This is a genomic window from Salinimicrobium catena, from assembly GCF_900102915.1.
Taxonomy (GTDB): Bacteria; Bacteroidota; Bacteroidia; order Flavobacteriales; family Flavobacteriaceae; genus Salinimicrobium; species Salinimicrobium catena.
In genome coordinates this window covers 69,892-90,359 of the sequence record NZ_FNGG01000005.1, presented here as the reverse complement: position 1 = coordinate 90,359, position 20,468 = coordinate 69,892, and the positions used below count along the sequence as shown (strand labels likewise).

At 45.4% G+C, this 20,468-nt stretch carries 16 protein-coding genes and 3 tRNA genes; 15 read left to right on the top strand and 4 right to left on the bottom strand.

The genetic code is table 11. The features are described from left to right. Positions 1 to 163: 163 nt before the first annotated feature. Positions 164 to 985: a 3-deoxy-8-phosphooctulonate synthase gene (gene kdsA / locus BLS64_RS11155; protein ID WP_093113592.1), complete on the bottom strand. Its 822-nt coding sequence runs from the start codon at positions 983 to 985 to the stop codon at positions 164 to 166. 68 nt (positions 986 to 1,053) lie between these two features. Next, positions 1,054 to 1,644 carry a nuclear transport factor 2 family protein gene (locus BLS64_RS11150; protein ID WP_093113593.1) on the bottom strand — a complete coding sequence of 197 codons (591 nt, stop codon included), beginning with the start codon at positions 1,642 to 1,644 and terminating at the stop codon, positions 1,054 to 1,056. A gap of 301 nt (positions 1,645 to 1,945) precedes the next feature. Here BLS64_RS11150 and typA point away from each other — a divergent pair, with 301 nt between their 5' ends. Both typA and BLS64_RS11140 read left to right on the top strand, forming a co-directional pair. Then, positions 1,946 to 3,745: a translational GTPase TypA gene (gene typA, locus BLS64_RS11145; RefSeq protein ID WP_093113594.1), complete on the top strand. Its 1,800-nt coding sequence runs from the start codon at positions 1,946 to 1,948 to the stop codon at positions 3,743 to 3,745. Positions 3,746 to 3,807: 62 nt separating this feature from the next. Further along, entirely contained in the window at positions 3,808 to 4,047 is a 240-nt protein-coding gene (locus tag BLS64_RS11140; RefSeq protein ID WP_093113595.1) for a YgjV family protein, read from the top strand. Positions 4,048 to 4,401: 354 nt separating this feature from the next. On the opposite strand, the gene BLS64_RS11135 is transcribed toward BLS64_RS11140, so the two are convergent. Next, positions 4,402 to 5,085: a cell division ATP-binding protein FtsE gene (locus BLS64_RS11135; RefSeq protein ID WP_093113596.1), complete on the bottom strand. Its 684-nt coding sequence runs from the start codon at positions 5,083 to 5,085 to the stop codon at positions 4,402 to 4,404. A 186-nt stretch (positions 5,086 to 5,271) separates the two neighbouring features. Here BLS64_RS11135 and BLS64_RS11130 point away from each other — a divergent pair, with 186 nt between their 5' ends. After that, a complete protein-coding gene (locus tag BLS64_RS11130; protein WP_093113597.1) occupies positions 5,272 to 8,292 on the top strand; it encodes a tetratricopeptide repeat protein in 3,021 nt (1,006 codons plus the stop codon). A 26-nt stretch (positions 8,293 to 8,318) separates the two neighbouring features. Then, positions 8,319 to 10,043 (top strand): TonB-dependent receptor, encoded by a 1,725-nt coding sequence (locus tag BLS64_RS11125; protein WP_093113598.1) that lies wholly within the window; start codon positions 8,319 to 8,321, stop codon positions 10,041 to 10,043. Between the two features lie 68 nt (positions 10,044 to 10,111). Here the strand turns inward: BLS64_RS11125 and BLS64_RS11120 are convergent, their stop codons facing one another. Further along, positions 10,112 to 11,254 (bottom strand): acyl-CoA dehydrogenase, encoded by a 1,143-nt coding sequence (locus tag BLS64_RS11120; protein ID WP_093113599.1) that lies wholly within the window; start codon positions 11,252 to 11,254, stop codon positions 10,112 to 10,114. Between the two features lie 90 nt (positions 11,255 to 11,344). Between BLS64_RS11120 and BLS64_RS11115 the strand changes: the two genes are divergently transcribed. The 11 genes from BLS64_RS11115 to BLS64_RS11065 all read left to right on the top strand — a co-directional run bounded on the left by BLS64_RS11115 (position 11,345) and on the right by BLS64_RS11065 (position 20,446). Beyond that, positions 11,345 to 12,406 (top strand): anhydro-N-acetylmuramic acid kinase, encoded by a 1,062-nt coding sequence (locus BLS64_RS11115; RefSeq protein WP_093113600.1) that lies wholly within the window; start codon positions 11,345 to 11,347, stop codon positions 12,404 to 12,406. Positions 12,407 to 12,478: 72 nt separating this feature from the next. Then, complete coding sequence (locus BLS64_RS11110; protein ID WP_093113601.1) at positions 12,479 to 13,705, top strand: Glu/Leu/Phe/Val dehydrogenase dimerization domain-containing protein; 1,227 nt, start codon at positions 12,479 to 12,481, stop codon at positions 13,703 to 13,705. Between the two features lie 80 nt (positions 13,706 to 13,785). Then, positions 13,786 to 14,487: a MotA/TolQ/ExbB proton channel family protein gene (locus BLS64_RS11105; RefSeq protein ID WP_093113602.1), complete on the top strand. Its 702-nt coding sequence runs from the start codon at positions 13,786 to 13,788 to the stop codon at positions 14,485 to 14,487. A 1-nt stretch (position 14,488) separates the two neighbouring features. Further along, positions 14,489 to 14,881, top strand: a complete 393-nt coding sequence (locus tag BLS64_RS11100; RefSeq protein WP_093113603.1) for an ExbD/TolR family protein — start codon at positions 14,489 to 14,491, stop codon at positions 14,879 to 14,881. Between the two features lie 69 nt (positions 14,882 to 14,950). Next, entirely contained in the window at positions 14,951 to 15,772 is an 822-nt protein-coding gene (locus tag BLS64_RS11095) for an energy transducer TonB (RefSeq protein WP_093113604.1), read from the top strand. A 4-nt stretch (positions 15,773 to 15,776) separates the two neighbouring features. Beyond that, a complete protein-coding gene (locus BLS64_RS11090; protein ID WP_093113605.1) occupies positions 15,777 to 16,994 on the top strand; it encodes a bifunctional folylpolyglutamate synthase/dihydrofolate synthase in 1,218 nt (405 codons plus the stop codon). Positions 16,995 to 17,103: 109 nt separating this feature from the next. Further along, positions 17,104 to 17,178, top strand: a tRNA-Val gene (locus BLS64_RS11085). Positions 17,179 to 17,241: 63 nt separating this feature from the next. Next, positions 17,242 to 17,316, top strand: a tRNA-Val gene (locus tag BLS64_RS11080). Between the two features lie 14 nt (positions 17,317 to 17,330). Next, positions 17,331 to 17,408, top strand: a tRNA-Val gene (locus BLS64_RS11075). Positions 17,409 to 17,639: 231 nt separating this feature from the next. Further along, positions 17,640 to 18,746, top strand: a complete 1,107-nt coding sequence (locus tag BLS64_RS11070) for a hypothetical protein (RefSeq protein ID WP_245693438.1) — start codon at positions 17,640 to 17,642, stop codon at positions 18,744 to 18,746. 77 nt (positions 18,747 to 18,823) lie between these two features. After that, positions 18,824 to 20,446: an amidohydrolase gene (locus tag BLS64_RS11065; RefSeq protein WP_093113607.1), complete on the top strand. Its 1,623-nt coding sequence runs from the start codon at positions 18,824 to 18,826 to the stop codon at positions 20,444 to 20,446. Positions 20,447 to 20,468 lie beyond the last annotated feature (22 nt).

Sequence of the window (20,468 nt, the reverse complement as noted above, 5' to 3'; positions counted from 1 at the left end):
CTCAACCCTTTCAGGATTCCATACCCTAAAAGGGGTAAAAAAAAGACCTCACAGGTTTTCAAAACCTGTGGGTCTCTATATTTCAGCTGGCGCGGATTTGTAATCTGTGCCGAATTAATAACCCTTTCAGGGTTCCAAACCCTGAAAGGGTTAATTTATTTTTTTATTCAAAAGAATTGATCGTCTTCCTGATCGCGGTAAGGTTCGTAAGTAACTTTTCAAGATATTGTATATCCAGCATGTTCGCTCCGTCGCTTTTTGCCGTTGACGGATCAAAATGAGTTTCGATGAAGATCCCGTCTGCACCGGTAGCGATCCCTGCGCGGGCAATGGTTTCGATCATATCGGGCCTTCCTCCTGTTACCCCGCTGCTCTGGTTTGGCTGTTGCAGGGAATGAGTCACATCAAGAACGGTAGGCGCGAATTGTCTCATGGTTGGAATGCCTCTAAAATCTACGATCATGTCCTGATACCCGAACATGGTTCCGCGGTCGGTGACCATTACCTGTTCGTTATTGCAGTCGGTTACTTTGGTAACGGCATGTTTCATGCTTTCAGGGCTCATAAACTGACCTTTTTTAAGGTTGACCACCTTTCCGGTTTCGGCTGCGGCAACTACCAGGTCGGTTTGTCTAACAAGGAAAGCCGGGATCTGCAGTACATCTACATATTCGGCGGCCTTGGCGGCGTCAGCTCTTTCATGAATATCGGTTACTGTAGGTACCTTGAAAGTTTCAGAAACCTTCCGAAGGATCTTTAGCGCCTTTTCATCTCCAATTCCGGTAAAACTGTCAATGCGGCTTCGATTGGCCTTTTTGAAGGAACCTTTGAAGATGAAGGGGATCTCCAGTTTATCTGTTATCTTAAGAATGGTCTCGGCAATGTTCAGGGCCATTTCTTCACCTTCAATGGCACAGGGGCCGGCGAGCAGGAAGAAATTCCCGGAATCTGAATGTTTTATCTGTGGGATGTTATTAAGCTTCATAGTTTTACAATTTATGTGCAAAGATACCTTTTTTGACTTTCTTTACACCTGCAAACCTGAAGCCCCGATTAGTTCCTTTTCTCGTTAGGCTTGAAATCTTCCAGGCCTTCGTCATCCTCTTCTTTGAGCGGCGGATCTATGGCGTAGCCCATCGCCCTTATAATACGGTTATTGTCATAGTAGAAATAGATCCTGGAGATCTTGTCGCCTTCCATTCGGGTGGCGATGTGGTAAGGGAAACTAATGGATTCCCCGTTGGGATAACTTAAAGTATTTGACCCCCAGTGAAGCACCCATTGCCCTTGTCTTGGACCTTCTTTGACAGAAACAGGAAGCCAGATCTGGTTTTCGGCCAGGGTAGGAGTGGCTGTTTCCCGTCCTTTTTTCCAGTATTCTATGGTCTGGTCAAGGTTAAGGCTGTCAAAGCTGCCCAGATTGTAAAATCGCACATCTTCGGTCACAGAATTTCGCAGGAGTTCCCAGTTCCCCGTCTCATAGGCTTCCATGGCCTTTTTGACCGTATTCATGTTCTTGTCTGCCTCAGGATATTCCAGCATCGCCTTTTCGGGTACCTGGGCATATATGTTTGTTTGAACCGCAAGGAACAGGAGTGCAGTAAACAGGGTGATCATTACTTTATGGGAGATAGGATTTTTCATAATATGAGGGTTTTATTGGGTTTCTTTAAAATGTAAAAAGTTTATTTTCAATGACTTAAAGTTAATGAATATTGAGCATAAATGGAATTTTCAAATCATAAATTATGAGAAACCTCAGTTTTATTGCTTTTTCCTCAGCGCTAAATTCTCTTTCTTCGGAAGGATTTCAAAGCAATTAACCTTAACTAAATGTATATCAATATTTTATGTGTAGGAAATCACATAAAAAGATTTAAAGATTTGCCTGTTTTTTTCGGAAAAAATAACCGTACATTTGCAGCCTTAAAAATCAGGCGTTTATATGACATCTATTAAAAACATCGCGATTATCGCGCACGTTGACCACGGAAAGACCACTCTGGTAGACAAGATCATGTATCATTGTCAGCTTTTCAGGGAAAATGAAAACACCGGAGACCTTATCCTTGACAACAATGACCTTGAAAGGGAAAGAGGGATCACCATTACCTCCAAGAATGTTTCCGTAGTATATAAAGACACCAAAATTAATATTATCGACACCCCAGGTCACGCCGACTTTGGTGGGGAAGTAGAAAGGGTTTTGAACATGGCCGACGGCGTATTGCTGCTGGTTGATGCTTTTGAAGGGCCTATGCCGCAAACCCGTTTTGTACTGCAAAAAGCCATTGACCTTGGATTGAAGCCTTGCGTGGTGGTGAATAAAGTGGACAAGGAGAACTGTACTCCAGAAGAGGTGCACGAAAAGGTATTTGACCTGATGTTCGAACTTGGAGCCGAAGAATGGCAGCTGGATTTCCCGACTGTTTACGGTTCGGCCAAGAACAACTGGATGAGCGATGACTGGAAAAAGCAGACAGAGAATATCGAGCCGCTTCTTGATATGGTGATCGAACACATTCCGTCACCAAAGATCGAAGAAGGAACGCCACAGATGCTTATCACTTCTTTGGATTTTTCTTCCTTCACCGGAAGGATCGCCATCGGTCGTCTGCAAAGAGGGGTTTTGAAAGAAGGAATGCAGGTTTCTCTTGTGAAGCGCGATGGCAGCGTGAAGAAAACAAAGATCAAGGAATTGCATACTTTTGAAGGTTTAGGCCGCAGAAAAGTGGAAGAGGTGCAGCCGGGAGATATTTGTGCTTTGGTAGGCCTGGAAGGTTTTGAAATTGGTGATACCGTTGCCGATATTGAAAACCCTGAAGGATTGAAGACCATCGCCATTGATGAGCCTACCATGAGCATGTTGTTCACGATCAATGATTCTCCTTTCTTCGGAAAAGACGGAAAGTTCGTGACCTCAAGACACATCAAGGAGCGTCTTATCAAGGAGCTTGAAAAGAACCTTGCCCTGAGGGTAGAGGAGACCGACAGTGCCGATAAATTCATGGTTTACGGGCGTGGAGTTCTGCATTTATCTGTACTTATCGAGACTATGCGTCGCGAAGGTTATGAGCTGCAGATAGGTCAGCCGCAGGTGATCATTAAGGAAATTGACGGAGTGAAATGCGAGCCGGTAGAAGAGCTGACCATTGACCTTCCTGAGGATGTTTCAGGAAAGGCTGTAGAAATGGTAACCATGAGAAAAGGGGAGATGCTGAGCATGGAATCCAGAGGTGACCGTATGAACATTCAGTTCATCATTCCGTCTCGCGGGATCATCGGCTTAAGAAATCAGCTGTTGACAGCTACTGCCGGGGAAGCGATTATGGCTCACCGCTTTAAGGAATACCAGCCATTAAAAGGAGGAATTCCTGAGCGCCAGAACGGTTCTTTGGTTTCTATGGAAAAAGGTACCGCCATTCCTTATTCTATTGATAAACTTCAGGAAAGAGGAAAGTTCTTTATCGATCCGGGAGAGGATATCTACGAAGGGCAGGTAATTGGGGAAAATTCACGCCAGGATGACCTTGTGGTGAACGTGACCAAGACCAAAAAGCTGTCTAACGTACGTTCTTCGGGTGCAGATGAAAAGGCGAAGATCGTTCCGGCTATTAAATTCTCTTTAGAGGAGGCGCTGGAATACATTCAGAAAGATGAATACGTGGAGGTAACTCCAAATCATCTTCGTCTTAGAAAGATCTTCCTTACCGAGAATGAGCGTAAAAGAAATAAAGCGATTTAATTATTTTAAAATATCAGTAAGAGCTGCAGGTTTTTTAATTTTGCAGCTCTTAATTTTTAACTATGGAAATTCTTGGAATATCATACATCGAATGGATAGGGTATTTAGCATCTTTGGTACTGCTGTTATCCTTCCTTATGCGCAATATCACCACCCTGAGGTATATCAACAGCATGGGATGTTTTCTGTTCGTCATCTACGGAGTTCTTCTTGGATCATGGCCGATTGCCATTACCAATGGTGCCATTATCCTGATCAACATTTACTACCTGTTCATAAACAGGAAAACGGCTGAAGCTTAATAGAAACGAATAAACTTATTTAGAGGCCTCTCAAAAATCTGATTTTTGGGAGGTTATTTTTTTGGAAGTCATCCCATACTCACGCCTCTCCCAATGGAAGAGGGGCTGATCTTTTCACCTCCCCTCTCCTCTGGAGAGGGTCGGGAAGAGGATGCGCGTCATGCTGAATTTATTTCAGCATCTTATAAAAAAGACCCTGAAACAAGTTCAGGGTGACGGTATTTTAGAAGGATGTATTCAATGTGATTTTTGGGAGGTCTTTTATTAGACGTTTGTCATTCCGACGGCAGGAGGAATCTCTTCAGGATAAATTCTTCACTTCGCTGCGCTTCGTTCTGAATGACAGATAGAGAATTAAACCGTCTTCTGCACCACCTCAAAAACTTTCTGTCCGTCGCACTTTAGGGTTTTGGAAGGATATTTCAGTAAAAGGGCGTAATCGTGCGTGGCCATGAGGATGGTCTTTCCGTTCTTGCTGATCTGCTGCAGGACTTCCATCACTTCTACCGAAGTTTGCGGGTCGAGGTTCCCGGTAGGCTCATCTGCAAGAATCAGTTCGGGGTCGTTCAGCAAAGCACGGGCAATGGCGATTCGCTGTTGTTCTCCTCCCGAAAGCTGGAACGGATTTTTAAAGCCCTTGGTCTCCATGCCAACCTTTTTGAGCACTTCAGCGATCTTCTGGTCCATAGCCGCCCGATCTTTCCAGCCGGTAGCCTTCAGCACGAAGATCAGATTCTCGTTCACATTGCGATCATTCAGCAGTTTGAAATCCTGGAAGACCACCCCCAGCTTACGGCGCAGAAAGGGAATGTCCTTTTCCTTTAATTTCCGCAGGTCGTAATCCACGATGTTCCCTTCACCTTCTATCAGAGGCAGGTCCCCGTAAAGGGTTTTCATGAAACTACTTTTTCCGGTTCCGGTCTTTCCAATAAGGTAAACGAATTCCCCTTTTTGGATCTCGATATTGACTTCAGAAAGAATTAGCGTTTCGCGCTGGTAAATGGAAGCGTCTTTGAGGTGCAGCACCGTGTTGGACATGAAGATTGTGTTTTAGAGAGGTAAAAGTAAGAAAGAGAACGTAAATATTCAGGAAACTTATATTTTTCCTGAAGGATTTTTCCGAAGCGCATATTTAGCCGATGCATATAATTTATCTTACAAGATTGACGTTAATACCAGAGAGATTCTTATATCTTTGATACATCAACAAAACCAGACCCTCGAATGATACAGAACAAAACCTTTCTTTTTGTTGTTTTTCTCTTCTTCTCCATTTCGGTTTTCCCCCAGCAATCTGCCATCCATACCAATGAGCTGGTAGATTACAACAGGGCGCTCGAACTCTATAATAACGGCCAATACCTTGCTGCACAAACCCTTTTTGACGAGGTGCAGGATGAGGTGGAAGATGAAAGGATCAAAGCCAATTGCGCCTATTATATTGCCAATGCCGCGATAAGGCTCAACCAGCCGGGAGCCGATGAGCTCATGGAAGATTTTGTGGAACGCTATCCTACCAGCACTAAGACCAATGCTGCTTTTCTTGATGTAGCTGATTATTATTTCGAGACGGGAAAATACAGCCTTGCCAGGAAATGGTATGATACGGTAGACCAGCGTAACCTTAGCAGGTCTGAAAAAGAGCGGTTCTACTTCAATAACGGGTACGCCTATTTTAAAGGCAATAAATTCGAAGAGGCTAAAGAATATCTCGGAAAAGTAAAGAATTCCAAAAAATATGGTTCCAAGGCCAAATATTACCTCGGGTTCATGGCCTATGAAGGTGATGATTACCGGCAGGCACAGGAACTTTTTGAAGACGTGGAGCTCGAAGAGGAATACCGGGAAGACCTTTCTTACTTCCAGGCCGATATGAACTTCAAGCAGGGGAACTTTGAAAAGGCCATTGAACTGGGGCTGGAACAGCTGCCAAGAGCCGACAGGAAAGACCAGTCAGAACTGAACAAGATCATTGGGGAAAGCTATTTCAACCTGGGAGAATATGAAAAAGCCATTCCGTATTTGACCGAATATAAAGGTCAGCGTGGTAAATGGAACAACACCGATTATTACCAGCTGGGATATGTTTATTTTCAGCAGGGGGATTTTGAAAAAGCGATTTCAGAATTTAACAAGATCATTGACGGGAACAATGCCGTGGCCCAGAACGCTTATTACCACCTGGCGCAATCTTACCTGAAGACCGATAAAAAACAACAGGCTCTCAACGCCTTCAAGAATGCCAGCGAGATGGATTTCAACAAGGAGATCCAGGCAGATGCGGCTTTGAACTATGCGAAATTGAGCTATGAGATAGGGAATAACTATGCAAGTGTACCTCAGGTGCTGATGAATTACCTGGAGCAGTATCCAAATTCTCCCGCAAAAGATGAGATCTATGAATTATTGATCAACTCTTTTATTACTACAAAGAATTACGAGGAAGCCATGAGGCTGCTTCAGGGAAGCCGGGACTTCCGCAACAATGTGGTCTATCAGCAGGTGGCTCTCTACCGCGGACTGGAACTTTTCAATGAAGGGAATTATTCCGAAGCTAAAGAGTTCTTCGATATGGCGTTGAATGAACGTCGTGATCCGCGTTTTACTGCTCTTGCCACTTTCTGGAAAGCGGAAAGTGAATTTAACCTTCGGAATTATCAGGAGGCGTTGATCGGGTACCGTGAATTCAGCGGAATGAGCGGCGCCAAAGAGGCTTCAGAAAGGGAAAACCTCGATTACAATATCGGTTACGCCTATTTCAAGCAACGAGAGTACGATCGTGCGATAGACTATTTCAAGCGATATGCTGCCAACGCCGATCATGATAGGGCACATCGCAATGATGCCTATGTGAGGCTTGGGGACAGCTATTTTGTGAACAGCAACTACTGGCCAGCGATGGAAGCCTATAACTCTGCGATCTCGCTTAACGGTTCAGAAAATGACTATGCGGCATTTCAAAAAGCTATCAGCTACGGATTCGTGAACCGCAACCAGACAAAACTGGAGGCGCTGAATGAATTTTTAAGCAGGTACCCGCGTTCTCCGTACAGGGACGATGCATCCTATGAACTTGGCAACACTTATGTGTCCATGAATAACAATGCTCGCGCCCTGGAAGCTTATGACAGGCTTATCAGAGATGTGCCGGGAAGTTCGCTGGTGCCAAAAGCCCTTTTGAAGCAGGGATTGATACATTATAATAATGACCGCGGAAATCAGGCACTGGATAAACTCAAAAAAGTGGTCACAGACCATCCTAATTCCCCCGAAGCGGCACAGGCCGTGCAAACCGCCAGACTGGTCTATATCGATCTGGGTAGGATTGACGAATACGCTGCCTGGGTACGAAACCTGGATTTTGTGGAAGTGACCGATGCCGATCTGGATAACACCTCTTTTGAGGCGGCAGAAAAGCAATACAGGGAGAACAAGACTCAGCAGGCTATCACTTCTCTTGAAAAATACCTGAACTCTTTCCCTAATGGAATTCACTCAATTGACGCTAATTTTTACCTGGCGCAGCTGTATTTCCGTGAAGGCAATAAGAAGAAAAGCATTCCGCATTACCAGTTTGTCATTAACAGGGGGAGCAGTGAGCATGTGGAGCAGGCTCTGGCAAGACTTTCTGAAGTCTACCTGGAGAATAGAAATTATTCCGATGCCATTCCCGTGCTAAAGCGTCTGGAGGCCGAAGCATCTTACCCTCAAAATGTGATTTTCGCGCAGTCCAACCTCATGAAATCATACCTGCAGGAGAATAAATATAATGAGGCTGTAGCCTATGCAGAAAAAGTTCTTGCAAATCCTGAAGCGGAAAAAGAGGCCAAAAATGACGCGCAGGTGATCATTGCCCGCGCTGCCATTAAAACCGGAAATGAAGCCAAGGCCAAACAGGCATATGCCGAAGTTCAGAAAACGGCCACAGGAGAACTTGCCGCCGAAGCCCTTTATTATGATGCTTACTTTAAGCACAAGGCCGGAAATTACAAAGGTTCCAATGATGTGGTGCAGAGGCTGGCCAAAGAGTATTCGGGCTACAAGCTGTACGGTGCCAAAGGCTTGGTGCTCATGGGGAAAAACTTCTATGAATTGGATGATGCTTACCAGGCGACATACATTCTGGACAATGTGGTGAAGAATTTCTCCCAGTTCCCCGAGGTAGTGCAAGAGGCCAAACAGGAACTGGCGCGCATCAAAGCCGAAGAAGCCAAAACGAACGCTTCAGTAAACCCCAACAATTAATTTTCATAAAAAAACATAGCCTTCCCATGAAAATAAGATCATTCGCTTATATATTGTTTTTCTTTTTCACCGGGCTGCTCAGCGCTCAGGAGATCAAGAGCGATTCCATAGTCGTGGTAAAGCCCTACACGCCCAGCGTGAGCGATGCCTATAAGATCAAGGAAAAGCCGGCGATCACAGATTCCATAGACCTCGAGAAGAAAAAAGTGGAATACAGCATTTTTTCGGTTCCCGTAGCCTCTACCTTTTCCCCGGCAAAAGGACGGGCCGCCGGTCTGGAGCGGGAGAGACCTCCAAAGGTGTACGAGAACTATTTTACACTTGGGTTCGGAACCTACACCAGCGTACTCGCCGAGTTTTACAGCAACCTGGAGGTGAACCGAACCAATAACTTCGGAATTTTCCTTACTCACAATTCTGCCCAGGGAGACATTGAAGACGTGGTGCTGGACGATCATTACTACGATACCGAACTCAACCTGAACTATTCCTCGCGCCAGAGAAATTTGACCTGGAACACAGATTTTGGAGTGGAACATCAGTTGTTCAACTGGTATGGGGTGGAACCTTCAGTAGCTACAGCTTCTCCAGGGATCGATCCGCTGCACAATTATTACAGCGTGTACGCAGGCGGGGAGATCAACTTGGAGGATTCCTTTTTTGACAGGGCTGAAGCAAAATACCGGTACTTCGGAGATGATTACAGTTCGGTTGAACACCGATTTACTGTTAAGCCAACTTTAGAATTGCCCATAGGCGGGGAGTTGTTTCACACCAACTTTCACCTTGATTATGTGAACGGCAGTTTTGACCGCGCCTTTTTTACTGAAGAAGGCCTCAATTACAGCTTTTTCAACCTGGGACTGGATTCCAGCCTGTTGATCTTAAGAGATGACCTGACCTTAAACCTTGGTGCCGCTGTTTTCTACAGTATGGATACAGAGAACAGCGACGGGAGCGTCTTTGTCTATCCAAAAGTTACCGCCAGCTATAGAATGGCAGGAGAGTATTTTATTGCCTACGGCGGACTGGAAGGTGGCCTGAAACAAAATAGTTACTACAATTTTACCCAAAAGAACCCTTTTGTAGCGCCAACTCTGGTAGTGCAGCCTACAGATCAGCAGACCAATGCTTATGTGGGAGCCAAAGGAAAGCTATCTAACTCGGTAGGTTTCAATATTAAAGGTTCTTATATCTCTGAAGATATGAAGCCTTTGTTCAAAGCTTATCCGCAGTACACAGTAAATAATGATGAGGATTATGCCCACGGTAATTCCTTTGGAGTGGTGTATGATAAGGTGAAGACGGTTTCGGCTTTTGGAGAGCTGAATTTTGATGTGAACCGAAGCTTTAACCTGCGCCTTAACGGAGAATATTTCGTTTATGACACCGATGTGGAGGCCGAAGCCTGGAACCTGCCCGATTTCAAAGCGAATTTACTGGCAGACTACCAGATCACCGAAAACTGGTTCGCGGGAGCGAATGCTTTCTTTGTCGGGGAGCGGAAGGATGAGGTGTCCTTTGACAATGGTGGCCCTTCAGTGTTGCCTGTTAATCCTGAAGTCGTGACTCTCGACAGTTATTTTGACCTGAATCTTAATTTAGGCTACAGATTCAATGACCAGTTGTCAATATTTGCCAAAGGAAATAACCTTTTTGGCGACAACTATCAGAAATGGATGGGCTATCCGGTGATGGGACTGCAGGTGATGGCAGGGGCTACATATAAGTTCGACTTCGGAAGGAGGTAATCGATAAATTATCAGATATGAAAAAAGCAGCCCGTGGGCTGCTTTTTTTGATTTATAGAGAGGAAATCTTAGTCTCTCAAAATACTTCTTGAGATCACGATCTTTTGGATCTCTGAAGTTCCTTCGTAGATCTGAGTGATCTTGGCATCTCTCATTAATCGCTCTACGTGATATTCTTTAACGTATCCGTTTCCTCCGTGAACCTGTACTGCTTCCACAGCCACGTCCATTGCTGTTTTTGAAGCGAACAACTTCGCCATGGCTCCTGAAAGATCGTAGTTCTCACCTTTGTCCTTATCGCAGGCAGCTTTCATTACCAAATGTCTTGCAGCTTCAATAGAAGTGTGCATATCGGCTAGTTTGAAGGCGATGGCCTGGTGGTTCATGATCTCGGTTCCAAAAGCTTTTCTCACTTTTGAGTATTCTTTGGCCAGTTCGTAAGCACCTGAAGCGATTCCTAAAGCCTGCGCCGCGATCCCAATTCGTCCTCCGGATAGAGTTTTCATCGCGAACTTAAATCCGAATCCGTCTTCTCCAATGCGGTTCTCTTTAGGAACTTTCACATCGTTAAAGATCAAAGAATGCGTATCACTTCCGCGGATACCCAATTTTTGCTCTTTAGGTCCTATCTCAAAACCTTCCCATCCTTTTTCCACGATGAAGGCATTGATCCCTCTGTGTTTTTTCTCCACATCGGTTTGGGCGATCACTATATAATAATCAGCAGTGCTCCCGTTAGTGATCCAGTTCTTTGTGCCGTTAAGCACGTAATGGTCACCTTTGTCTATCGCAGTGGTCTTCTGTGAAGTGGCGTCACTTCCGGCTTCTGGTTCAGAAAGGCAGAAAGCCCCTATTGATTCTCCTGTTGCCAGTTTGGTAAGGTATTTTTCCTTCTGGGCCTCGTTTCCGTAGTGGTCAAGCCCCCAGCATACCAGTGAGTTGTTCACCGACATTACCACAGACGCCGAAGCGTCGATCTTGGAGATCTCTTCCATGGCCAGCACGTAAGAAACCGTATCCATTCCGCCCCCGCCATATTCCGGCGAAACCATCATTCCAAGGAAGCCAAGCTCCCCCATCTTCTTTACCTGTTCTTTCGGAAATTCCTGTTTTTCGTCTCTTTCTATTACGCCGGGAAGTAATTCTGTTTTTGCGAAGTCACGTGCCGCGTCACGTATCATTAGATGCTCTTCAGTAAGCTTGAAATCCATTCGGTTAAATGTTTAAAAAAGTTGAATTTTCGAGCCCAAAGATACCGTTTTACCTACACTTTTTCAATTAAGAAGCTTATTTTTACCCTCATGAATGAAAATAACTACAACGTTTTAGGAATAATGTCCGGAACTTCTCTGGATGGCATCGATATCGCCCTGCTGAATTTTCAAAAAAACGAAACCTGGGACTATAAAATTCTCACTGCTGAAACCATTCCTTATCCCGAAGAATGGCAGAAGAAACTTTCTGAAGCGCTTTTTTACAATGACCTTCGCCTGCATAATTTCAACGAGGAATACACCTCTTATCTTGCTGAAGTTATCCATGGTTTTATACAGAAACACGAGATTAAAGATATAGATTCCGTTTGCAGCCACGGGCATACCATAAAACACGAACCTGAAAACGGCTTTACCCTGCAGATAGGAAATCTTCCAAAACTGGCAAAGATGCTGGGGCATAAGGTGGTTTGTGATTTCAGGGTGCAGGATGTGGACCTGGGAGGCCAGGGCGCCCCTTTGGTGCCTATAGGCGATGAGCTCCTCTTTTCTGAATATGATTACTGCCTCAATCTGGGCGGTTTTGCGAATATTTCCACTAACAGGAACGGAACAAGGATCGCCTACGACATTTGCGCGGTCAATACCGTTCTCAATTTTCTTGCAAATAAGCTCAACCTGGCTTATGACCGTGACGGCGAGATCGCGGCTTCAGGAAAGATAGAGCAGGGGCTGCTGGAAAAACTGAATTCCCTGCCGTATTATCAACAGAATCCACCGAAATCCCTGGGGATAGAATGGGTGAACAGCAACATTCTTCCGTTTTTTGAAGACACGGCTTCCGTAGCTTCGGCCCTGCGTACCTACACGGTACATGCCGGGACCCAGATCGCTAAGGAACTCAAAGGTGATGAAACAACAAAGGTCCTTGTCACCGGCGGGGGCGCCTTCAATGGCTATTTGATTCGGGAGATCGCGGAACGAACTAAGGTTGAGGTGGTCATCCCTTCCGCAGACCTGGTAAATTTCAAAGAAGCGCTCATCTTCGGATTTTTGGGGGTTCTCAAACTACGGGGAGAGGTCAATGTGCTGAGTTCTGTAACCGGAGCCTCAAAAGACCACTCTTCAGGAGTCATTTTTGAGCCCTGATATAAAATCATTCCATTTAAGCCTTCCACACCTTTAGTTTTTTATATTTGTGCAACTATTATCCATATACTCATGAAAGATTTACTCAATTTATATCAGAATAAAGCTCCTGAAATCGTATTTAATTGGAAAGACCCTGAAACCGAAGCCGAAGGCTGGACGGTTATCAATTCCCTTCGCGGCGGTGCTGCCGGTGGGGGAACACGAATGAGAAAAGGTCTTGACATGAACGAGGTGCTTTCTTTGGCCAAGACCATGGAAGTGAAATTCACCGTTTCCGGTCCGGCAATTGGTGGTGCAAAATCAGGAATTAACTTCGATCCAAATGATCCCCGCAAAAAGGGCGTTTTGGAGCGTTGGTATAAAGCTGTTTCTCCGCTATTGAAAAGTTACTACGGAACAGGAGGAGATCTTAACGTGGATGAGATCCATGAAGTAATTCCAATTACTGAAGATTCCGGAGTTTGGCATCCGCAGGAAGGAGTGTTCAACGGACACTTCAAGCCTACCGAAGCCGATAAGATCAATAGAATTGGTCAGCTGAGACAGGGAGTGATAAAAGTGCTTGAAAACAGCAATTATTCCCCGGATGTTACAAGAAAATATACGGTTGCCGACATGATCACCGGTTACGGCGTGGCCGAGGCAGTGAGACATTATTACGATATTTACGGTGGAGATGTGAAAGGAAAGAGAGCTGTTGTGCAGGGCTTCGGAAACGTAGGTTCTGCAGCTGCTTATTACCTGGCCCAGATGGGCGCCAAAGTTGTGGGGATCATTGACCGTGACGGCGGACTCATCAAGGAAGAAGGTTTTACTTTTGAAGAGATCAAAGACCTTTTCCTTAAGAAGGAAGGGAATGCTTTAAAAGCTGATAACATGATGCCGTTCGACGAGATCAATGAAAAGATCTGGAGCCTGCAGGCTGAAATATTCGCACCTTGCGCCGCTTCAAGATTGATCACCAGGGAACAGGTAGATCAGATGGTGGATTCTGGACTGGAGGTGATCTCCAGCGGAGCCAATGTGCCGTTTGCAGATAAAGAGATCTTCTTTGGTCCTATCATGGAGTATACAGACGGAAAGGTGAGCGTGATCCCTGATTTTATCGCGAACTGCGGAATGGCGCGTGTTTTTGCCTACTTCATGGAAAGAAGGGTGCAGATGACCGATGAGGCTATTTTCAATGACACTTCAGATATCATTAAAAAAGCCATTCAGGACGTGCACGATCACAATACGGCCAAAACACACATTAGCGAAACTGCTTTTGAGATCGCGTTAAAACAGCTGGTTTAGGCACTTCAGAAGATTAAAAGCAATACCTTTTACAATTAAAAGATATTTATCACGTTAAAAACTAAAATCAGGAACCACTTATGCTTAACTTTTTTCAGGAGGATGGCCTTGCAGAAACCGCCCAGTCTGCAGAACCTGTAGTTGAAGAAAAAACCCTCTCTTTATTCGATCTTTTTATGAGCGGCGGGGTAGGCGGTCAGATCATTATCGCCATCCTTTTCATTCTGCTTTTTGCCGCGGTCTATATCTATTTTGAAAGACTGTTCGCTATTAAAGCGGCTTCGGAAACTGACAGCAATTTCATGAACCAGATCAAGGACAGTGTGGTGCACGGAAACATTGAATCGGCACGTATTCGTTGTGCCCAGGCAAATTCCCCGGTAGCCCGATTAACGGCCAAAGGACTTGATAGGATTGGAAGTCCGCTGGAGGATATCAACACCGCTATTGAAAATGCGGGAAGACTTGAAGTCTATAAACTGGAAAAGAACGTGAGTATCCTGGCGACCATCGCCGGTGCCGCTCCTATGATAGGGTTCCTTGGAACTGTAATAGGAATGGTGATCGCCTTTCATGAACTGGCGACCAGCAGCGGGCAGGCAGAAATGGGCGCCCTGGCCGAAGGGATCTACACCGCGATGACCACGACCGTAGCCGGATTGATCGTGGGTATTATCGCTTACATCGGGTACAACCACCTGGTGGTAAAGACCGATAAGGTGGTGCACCAGATGGAAGCTACCGCGGTTGATTTCCTTGACCTGTTAAACGAACCTGCATAATATGAACTTAAGAGGCAGAAATAAGATCAGTCCGGAATTCAGCATGAGTTCCATGACCGATATTGTATTCCTTTTATTGATCTTTTTTATGCTTACTTCTCCGGCGATCACTCCGGAAGCTTTAGATCTTATTTTACCTAAAGCCAAGGGCAAGACCACCACAAAGCAGAACATTTCTGTAAGCATTACTAAAGATCTGCAGGTGTACATCAACAAGGAGCGGGTGAGTAACAGCGCCCTGGAGTCAAGGCTTAAAGCTGAGCTGCAGGGAGTGGAAGATCCTACCATCATTCTTAGAGCCGAAGAAGGAGTGCCAATCGAGAGAGCGGTAAATGTTATGGATATTGCCAATCGCAACAAGTATAAGATCGTTCTGGCGGTAAAACCGGAATAATATCCGCTTTTTCCATTTTCTACTAAAAGTGGAACTAAGTTTGCTGCTAATCCTAAGAAAAATTATCTGGTGAAATATTTAGAAACCAAGCACGAAAAGAAATCTTTTGCGATCACGACCGTCTTGCACGTGTTGTTGATCCTGCTTTTGCTGTTCTTTGGTTTTACATATCTTGATCCCCCGCCAGAAAGCGGTATTGCCATTAATTTTGGAACATCCGATGTTGGTTCGGGTACAGAACAGCCTGTAGAGGAAATAAAAGCCGCCCCGCAGAATACTACTCCTGAAGTGACGCCCGTAGAGACCTCGATCAAGGAAGAAGTAGTAACCCAGGAGGTGGAAGAGGCGCCGGTGATCGAGAAGAAAAAAGAAGATCCGGTAGTTCAAAAAGTGGAAAAAAAGCCGGTCAAGAAAGAACCGGAACCCGCTAAGAAACCCGATCCCAAACCCGATAAATCGACTACTGATGCTTTAAGCAGTATCCTCAATGGTCCCGAAAGCGATGGGAAAGCCACAGGGGGAGAAGGCGATGACAGGCAGGCTGGCGATAAAGGCAGCCCCGATGGTGATCCTGACGCCAAAGCTTATTACGGCACCGGAATGGGACTTGACGGTGACGGAAACTATCGTCTGGGAGGGCGCAGAGCCCTCAACAAGGAAAAATTCGTGCAGGATTGCAATGAATCGGGAGTAGTGGTGGTACAGATCGAGGTAGACAGAACCGGCCGGGTGGTGCGGGCTGTTCCAGGCGTGAAGGGCACCACCAATAACGCAGCCTGCTTACTGGATCCTGCTAAAAGAGCCGCTTTAGCGACCACGTTCAACAGTGATAAGAACGCGCCGGCTACCCAGGTGGGAACAATTATCTATAACTTCAAACTTTCAGAATAACTTGATGACTTATCAGGAAACTGTTGACTGGATGTTTCAGCAGTTGCCCATGTACCAGCAGGTGGGGAACAAGGCTTACAAGGTAGACCTTTCCAACATTAAAAAGCTGGCTGCGCATTTGCAGGAACCCCAGGAAAATTTTAAGAGCATTCATGTTGCGGGTACCAACGGCAAAGGGTCTGTGTCTCATATGCTGGCTTCGGTGCTGCAGGAGAGCGGCTATAAAGTGGGGCTGTACACTTCCCCGCACCTCAAAGACTTTAGGGAACGCATCAAGATCAACGGAAAAGAGATCAGCCAAGAGGCGGTGACCGATTTTATTGCTGCCAATAAATGCTTTTTCGAGAGGGAGCAGTTGTCTTTCTTTGAAATGACTGTGGGAATGGCCTTTCAGTATTTCTCTCAGGAGAAGGTAGATGTCGCAGTGATCGAAGTAGGGCTGGGAGGAAGGCTGGATTCGACTAACATCATTTCTCCCGAAGTTTCGGTGATCACCAACATTGGGCTGGATCATACCAGCATTCTCGGAAACACCCTGGAGCTAATCGCTGCCGAAAAAGGCGGGATCATCAAAAGGAATACTCCGGTGGTGATCGGCGAATTTCAGCCTGAAACCTTTCCGGTGTTCGAGAGAATGGCAGCAGAAGTTAACGCTCCATTGCATTCCGCGGCAACTTTCGAAAAACCCAATTACGGATCAGATCTAAAAGGGGCATACCAGGAGAAGAACATCCGCAGTGTTCTAAAAACTGTGGAAGTGCTGAGAGAAAAAGGCTGGAAGATCCCGGAAAAAGCTGTTGAAAACGGACTTTTGCAGGTCATTCAAAATACAGGCTTAAGAGGAAGATGGGATGTACTACAGGAAAACCCTAAGGTGATCTGCGATACCGCTCACAATAAAGAAGGATTGCAGTATGCCATGAAGCAGCTGCAGGAAGAGGATTTTGAAAGATTGCTGCTGGTAATAGGGATGGTCAACGACAAAGACCTTGAGGCGGTTTTGCCATTGTTTCCCAAAGAAGCCGAATATTTCTTTTGCCGTCCCAACATTCCCAGAGGGCTTGATGCTGAAATACTGAAACAAAAAGCAGCCGAAAATGGCCTTCTTGGAGAGGCATATAATTCGGTTTCAGAAGCTTATCAGGCTTCTTTGAAAAAGGCTTCAAAAGCCGATGTGGTCTACGTTGGCGGCAGTACTTTCACGGTGGCCGAAATAATTTGATTTTTTTGAAATTATTCTTTGCATAAAAGAAAATGTGGTCTATATTTGCATCCGCATTCAGAAAGAGAAACCCTCCCGAAGAATGCGAGAAGTTCAAAGAAATATTGTCGGGCAATTAGCTCAGTTGGTTCAGAGCACCTCGTTTACACCGAGGGGGTCGGGGGTTCGAATCCCTCATTGCCCACGTAAAGAAGGCTTCCTATCCGGAGGCCTTTTTTGATTGATTTTGAATACCGGCAATATCAAAGGGTGATTAGCTCAGCTGGTTCAGAGCACTACCTCGACAAGGTAGGGGTCACTGGTTCGAACCCAGTATCACCCACGCAAGACATATTGGGGCAATTAGCTCAGTTGGTTCAGAGCACCTCGTTTACACCGAGGGGGTCGGGGGTTCGAATCCCTCATTGCCCACCACACAATAGCTTCCTTAACGGGAAGCTTTTTTTGTTTTATGCCGTCTGAGTACGATTTCCGGATGTTAATTCTTTCTTAACAATTACATAACATTAGGATCCAACAGAAATTGGATCTAAGTCAGTATTTTCGCGGTCAATTTATATTTTATCTTAACACCTACTCAAAAGCCGGGCTTGAACCGGTGAAAATCAGAAAACTAAAATGGCGAAAAAAGCGAAATTTACTAGGGTGAAGAGGGACAGACCTTACTTGAACATCCTGGACTTCATGGTGCAGGAAAAGACCTTCCTCTTCATTGTGATCATTGGTCTCGCACTGGCAGGAATCATGGCGGGGCAGGGACAGGCAGGAATGTGGCTTGGCTTCTTCTTTGCTGCATATGCTACCGTGGCCAACGACAGTATACAGTCTTTGGGAACCTTTATAGAAAGTAACAAAACCAGGAAATGGTGGCTGCTTTGGTTATTCATAGGTGGTATTTTCCTCCTTACGGTGACCTTTAGTTGGGTGTATTTTGACGGGGACGTGACCTACCAGCGACTTTTAAAACCAGACGGCACAACGAAATATCCGCATCCGGAAACATTTAGTTTCTTCCAGATCATTGCTCCGCTGGTACTGCTTATTCTCACCAGGATGAGAATGCCGGTATCTACTACCTTTCTTATTTTGAGTGTATTTAGTGCAGATACTTCTGGGATCACCTCTGTAGTTTGGAAGAGTTGGACAGGTTATATCATGGCCTTCATTCTTTCCTTCCTTGTATGGTACTTCTCCTATAACATGATCAAAAAGTACTTTAAAAGCAGAAAGTTCAATAAAAGCTGGAATATTGTTCAATGGATCGTGAGTGGTACTCTGTGGGGTGTATGGGTAATGCAGGATGGCGCAAATATCGCCGTATTCCTTCCGCGACAGCTTGATGCGGTGCAGTTCTCCATCTTTGCAATAACGATCTTTGCCGGTCTGGGACTGTTATTCTATCTACGAGGAGATAAGATCCAGGAAGTGGTAAGTGAAAAAGCAAGGATTTCTGACGTTAGGGCAGCCACTCTCGTAGATGCCACTTATGTGATCCTGCTTATTTACAAGCTTTTCATCAGTACCGTGCCAATGAGTACCACCTGGGTTTTCCTTGGGGTGATAGGTGGTAGAGAGATCGCGATAAGTCTGGCGAGAACCAAGAAAGGTAAGAAACACCGCAAGAAAGCCGGTAAGATGATCTTCAGGGATTTCTCTGCGGCGATGATAGGCCTTTTCGTTTCAGTTGCACTGGCTGCGGGAGCCAATAGTGAAATACGCGCTGCTGTTATTGATGCCCTTACCAGCTGGTAAGGATCCTCGATCAAGATATATAGAAATGCGCCTTCCTATTGGGGCGCATTTTTTATTTTTACCCAAACTTTTTTAAAATGAAGAAAATCCTTTTAGTTTTTCTTTTCTGCGGAATGATGACTTCCTGCGAAGAGAAAGAAACCGCCGATCTTTTGGTGACCAATGCGAAAGTATATACCGTGAATGACGCTTTTTCTACAGCCGAAGCTTTTGCGGTCAAAAACGGAAAATTCCTTGCAGTAGGTACTGCTGCTGAAATTCAGGAAAAATATGACGCCAAAGAAGTGATAGATGCAGGCGGGAAAGCGGTTTTTCCGGGACTCATAGATGCTCACGCCCATTTTTACCGATTCGGGCTTCAACTTCAAACTGTCGATCTTAGAGGGACCAAAAGTTTTGAGGAGGTAGTAAGCAGGATCGTTTCATTCCAGGAAGAAAAGGGTGTGGATTTCATCACCGGAAGGGGTTGGGATCAGAATGATTGGGAGGTGAAGGAATTTCCGGTAAAGGATACTCTTGATCAGTTATTTCCCAATACTCCGGTAGCCATTACCAGAATAGACGGGCATGCCTTGCTGGTGAATCAGGCTGCTCTTGACGCTGCCGGAATTACAGTTGACACTCCTGCCCAAGGAGGGGAAATTGAAAAGAAAGACGGGAAACTCACCGGGATTCTCATTGATAACCCTATGGATCTGGTAAATACCGTGATCCCCAGACCCGATGTGGAAGATGAGATAAGAGCTCTGCTGGATGCTCAAGAAATAGCTTTTGGCTACGGTCTCACCACTGTGGTAGATGCCGGAATTGATCGGGAAACCATTGAATTACTCGATAGCCTACAAAAGAACGGTACTCTTGATATCCGTTTATATGCAATGATCAGCAACACTAAGGAGAACCTGGACTATTACCTGGAAAGGGAACCGTACAAGACTGAAAAACTCAATGTTCGATCTGTGAAGTTTTATGGCGATGGCGCCCTGGGATCGCGCGGTGCTGCCCTCAAACAACCCTATTCAGATAAGCACGGGCATTATGGCGCATTGCTGTCTCCGGTTTCAGAATTTCATGCCACAGCGGCCCGAATAGCGGATACAGATTACCAGATGAATTCTCATGCCATTGGTGATTCAGCAAATGCTGTAATCCTGAAGATCTATGATTCTCTTCTAACAGATGCCGGAGACAGGCGGTGGAGAGTGGAGCATGCGCAGGTTATTGACCAAGAAGATTTCAGGTATTTTAACCAGAACATCATTCCTTCTGTGCAGCCTACTCATGCTACAAGCGATATGTACTGGGCCGGAGACAGGTTGGGAGAGGACAGGGAAAAAGGTGCCTATGCTTTTAAACAATTGCTGGATCAGGCGGGAGTTATAGCTCTGGGTACAGATTTCCCCATAGAAGAGGTTAATCCGTTCCTTACCTTTTATGCTGCCGTTGCACGTAAAGACCTGCAGGAGTATCCCGAAGGAGGCTACATGCCCGAGCAGGCCTTGTCCAGAGAAGAAACACTTAAAGGCATGACCATTTGGGCCGCTTTCAGTAACTTTGAAGAAGATGAGAAGGGCAGCATTGAACCAGGAAAGTTCGCCGATTTTGTCATTTTAGACAGGGATATCATGGAAGTTCCTGAAAATGAAATTCCTCAGACCAAAGTAAGAGCTACCTATTTAGACGGAAAAAAGGTTTATTAGAAGAAGCCTTTAAATAACACTT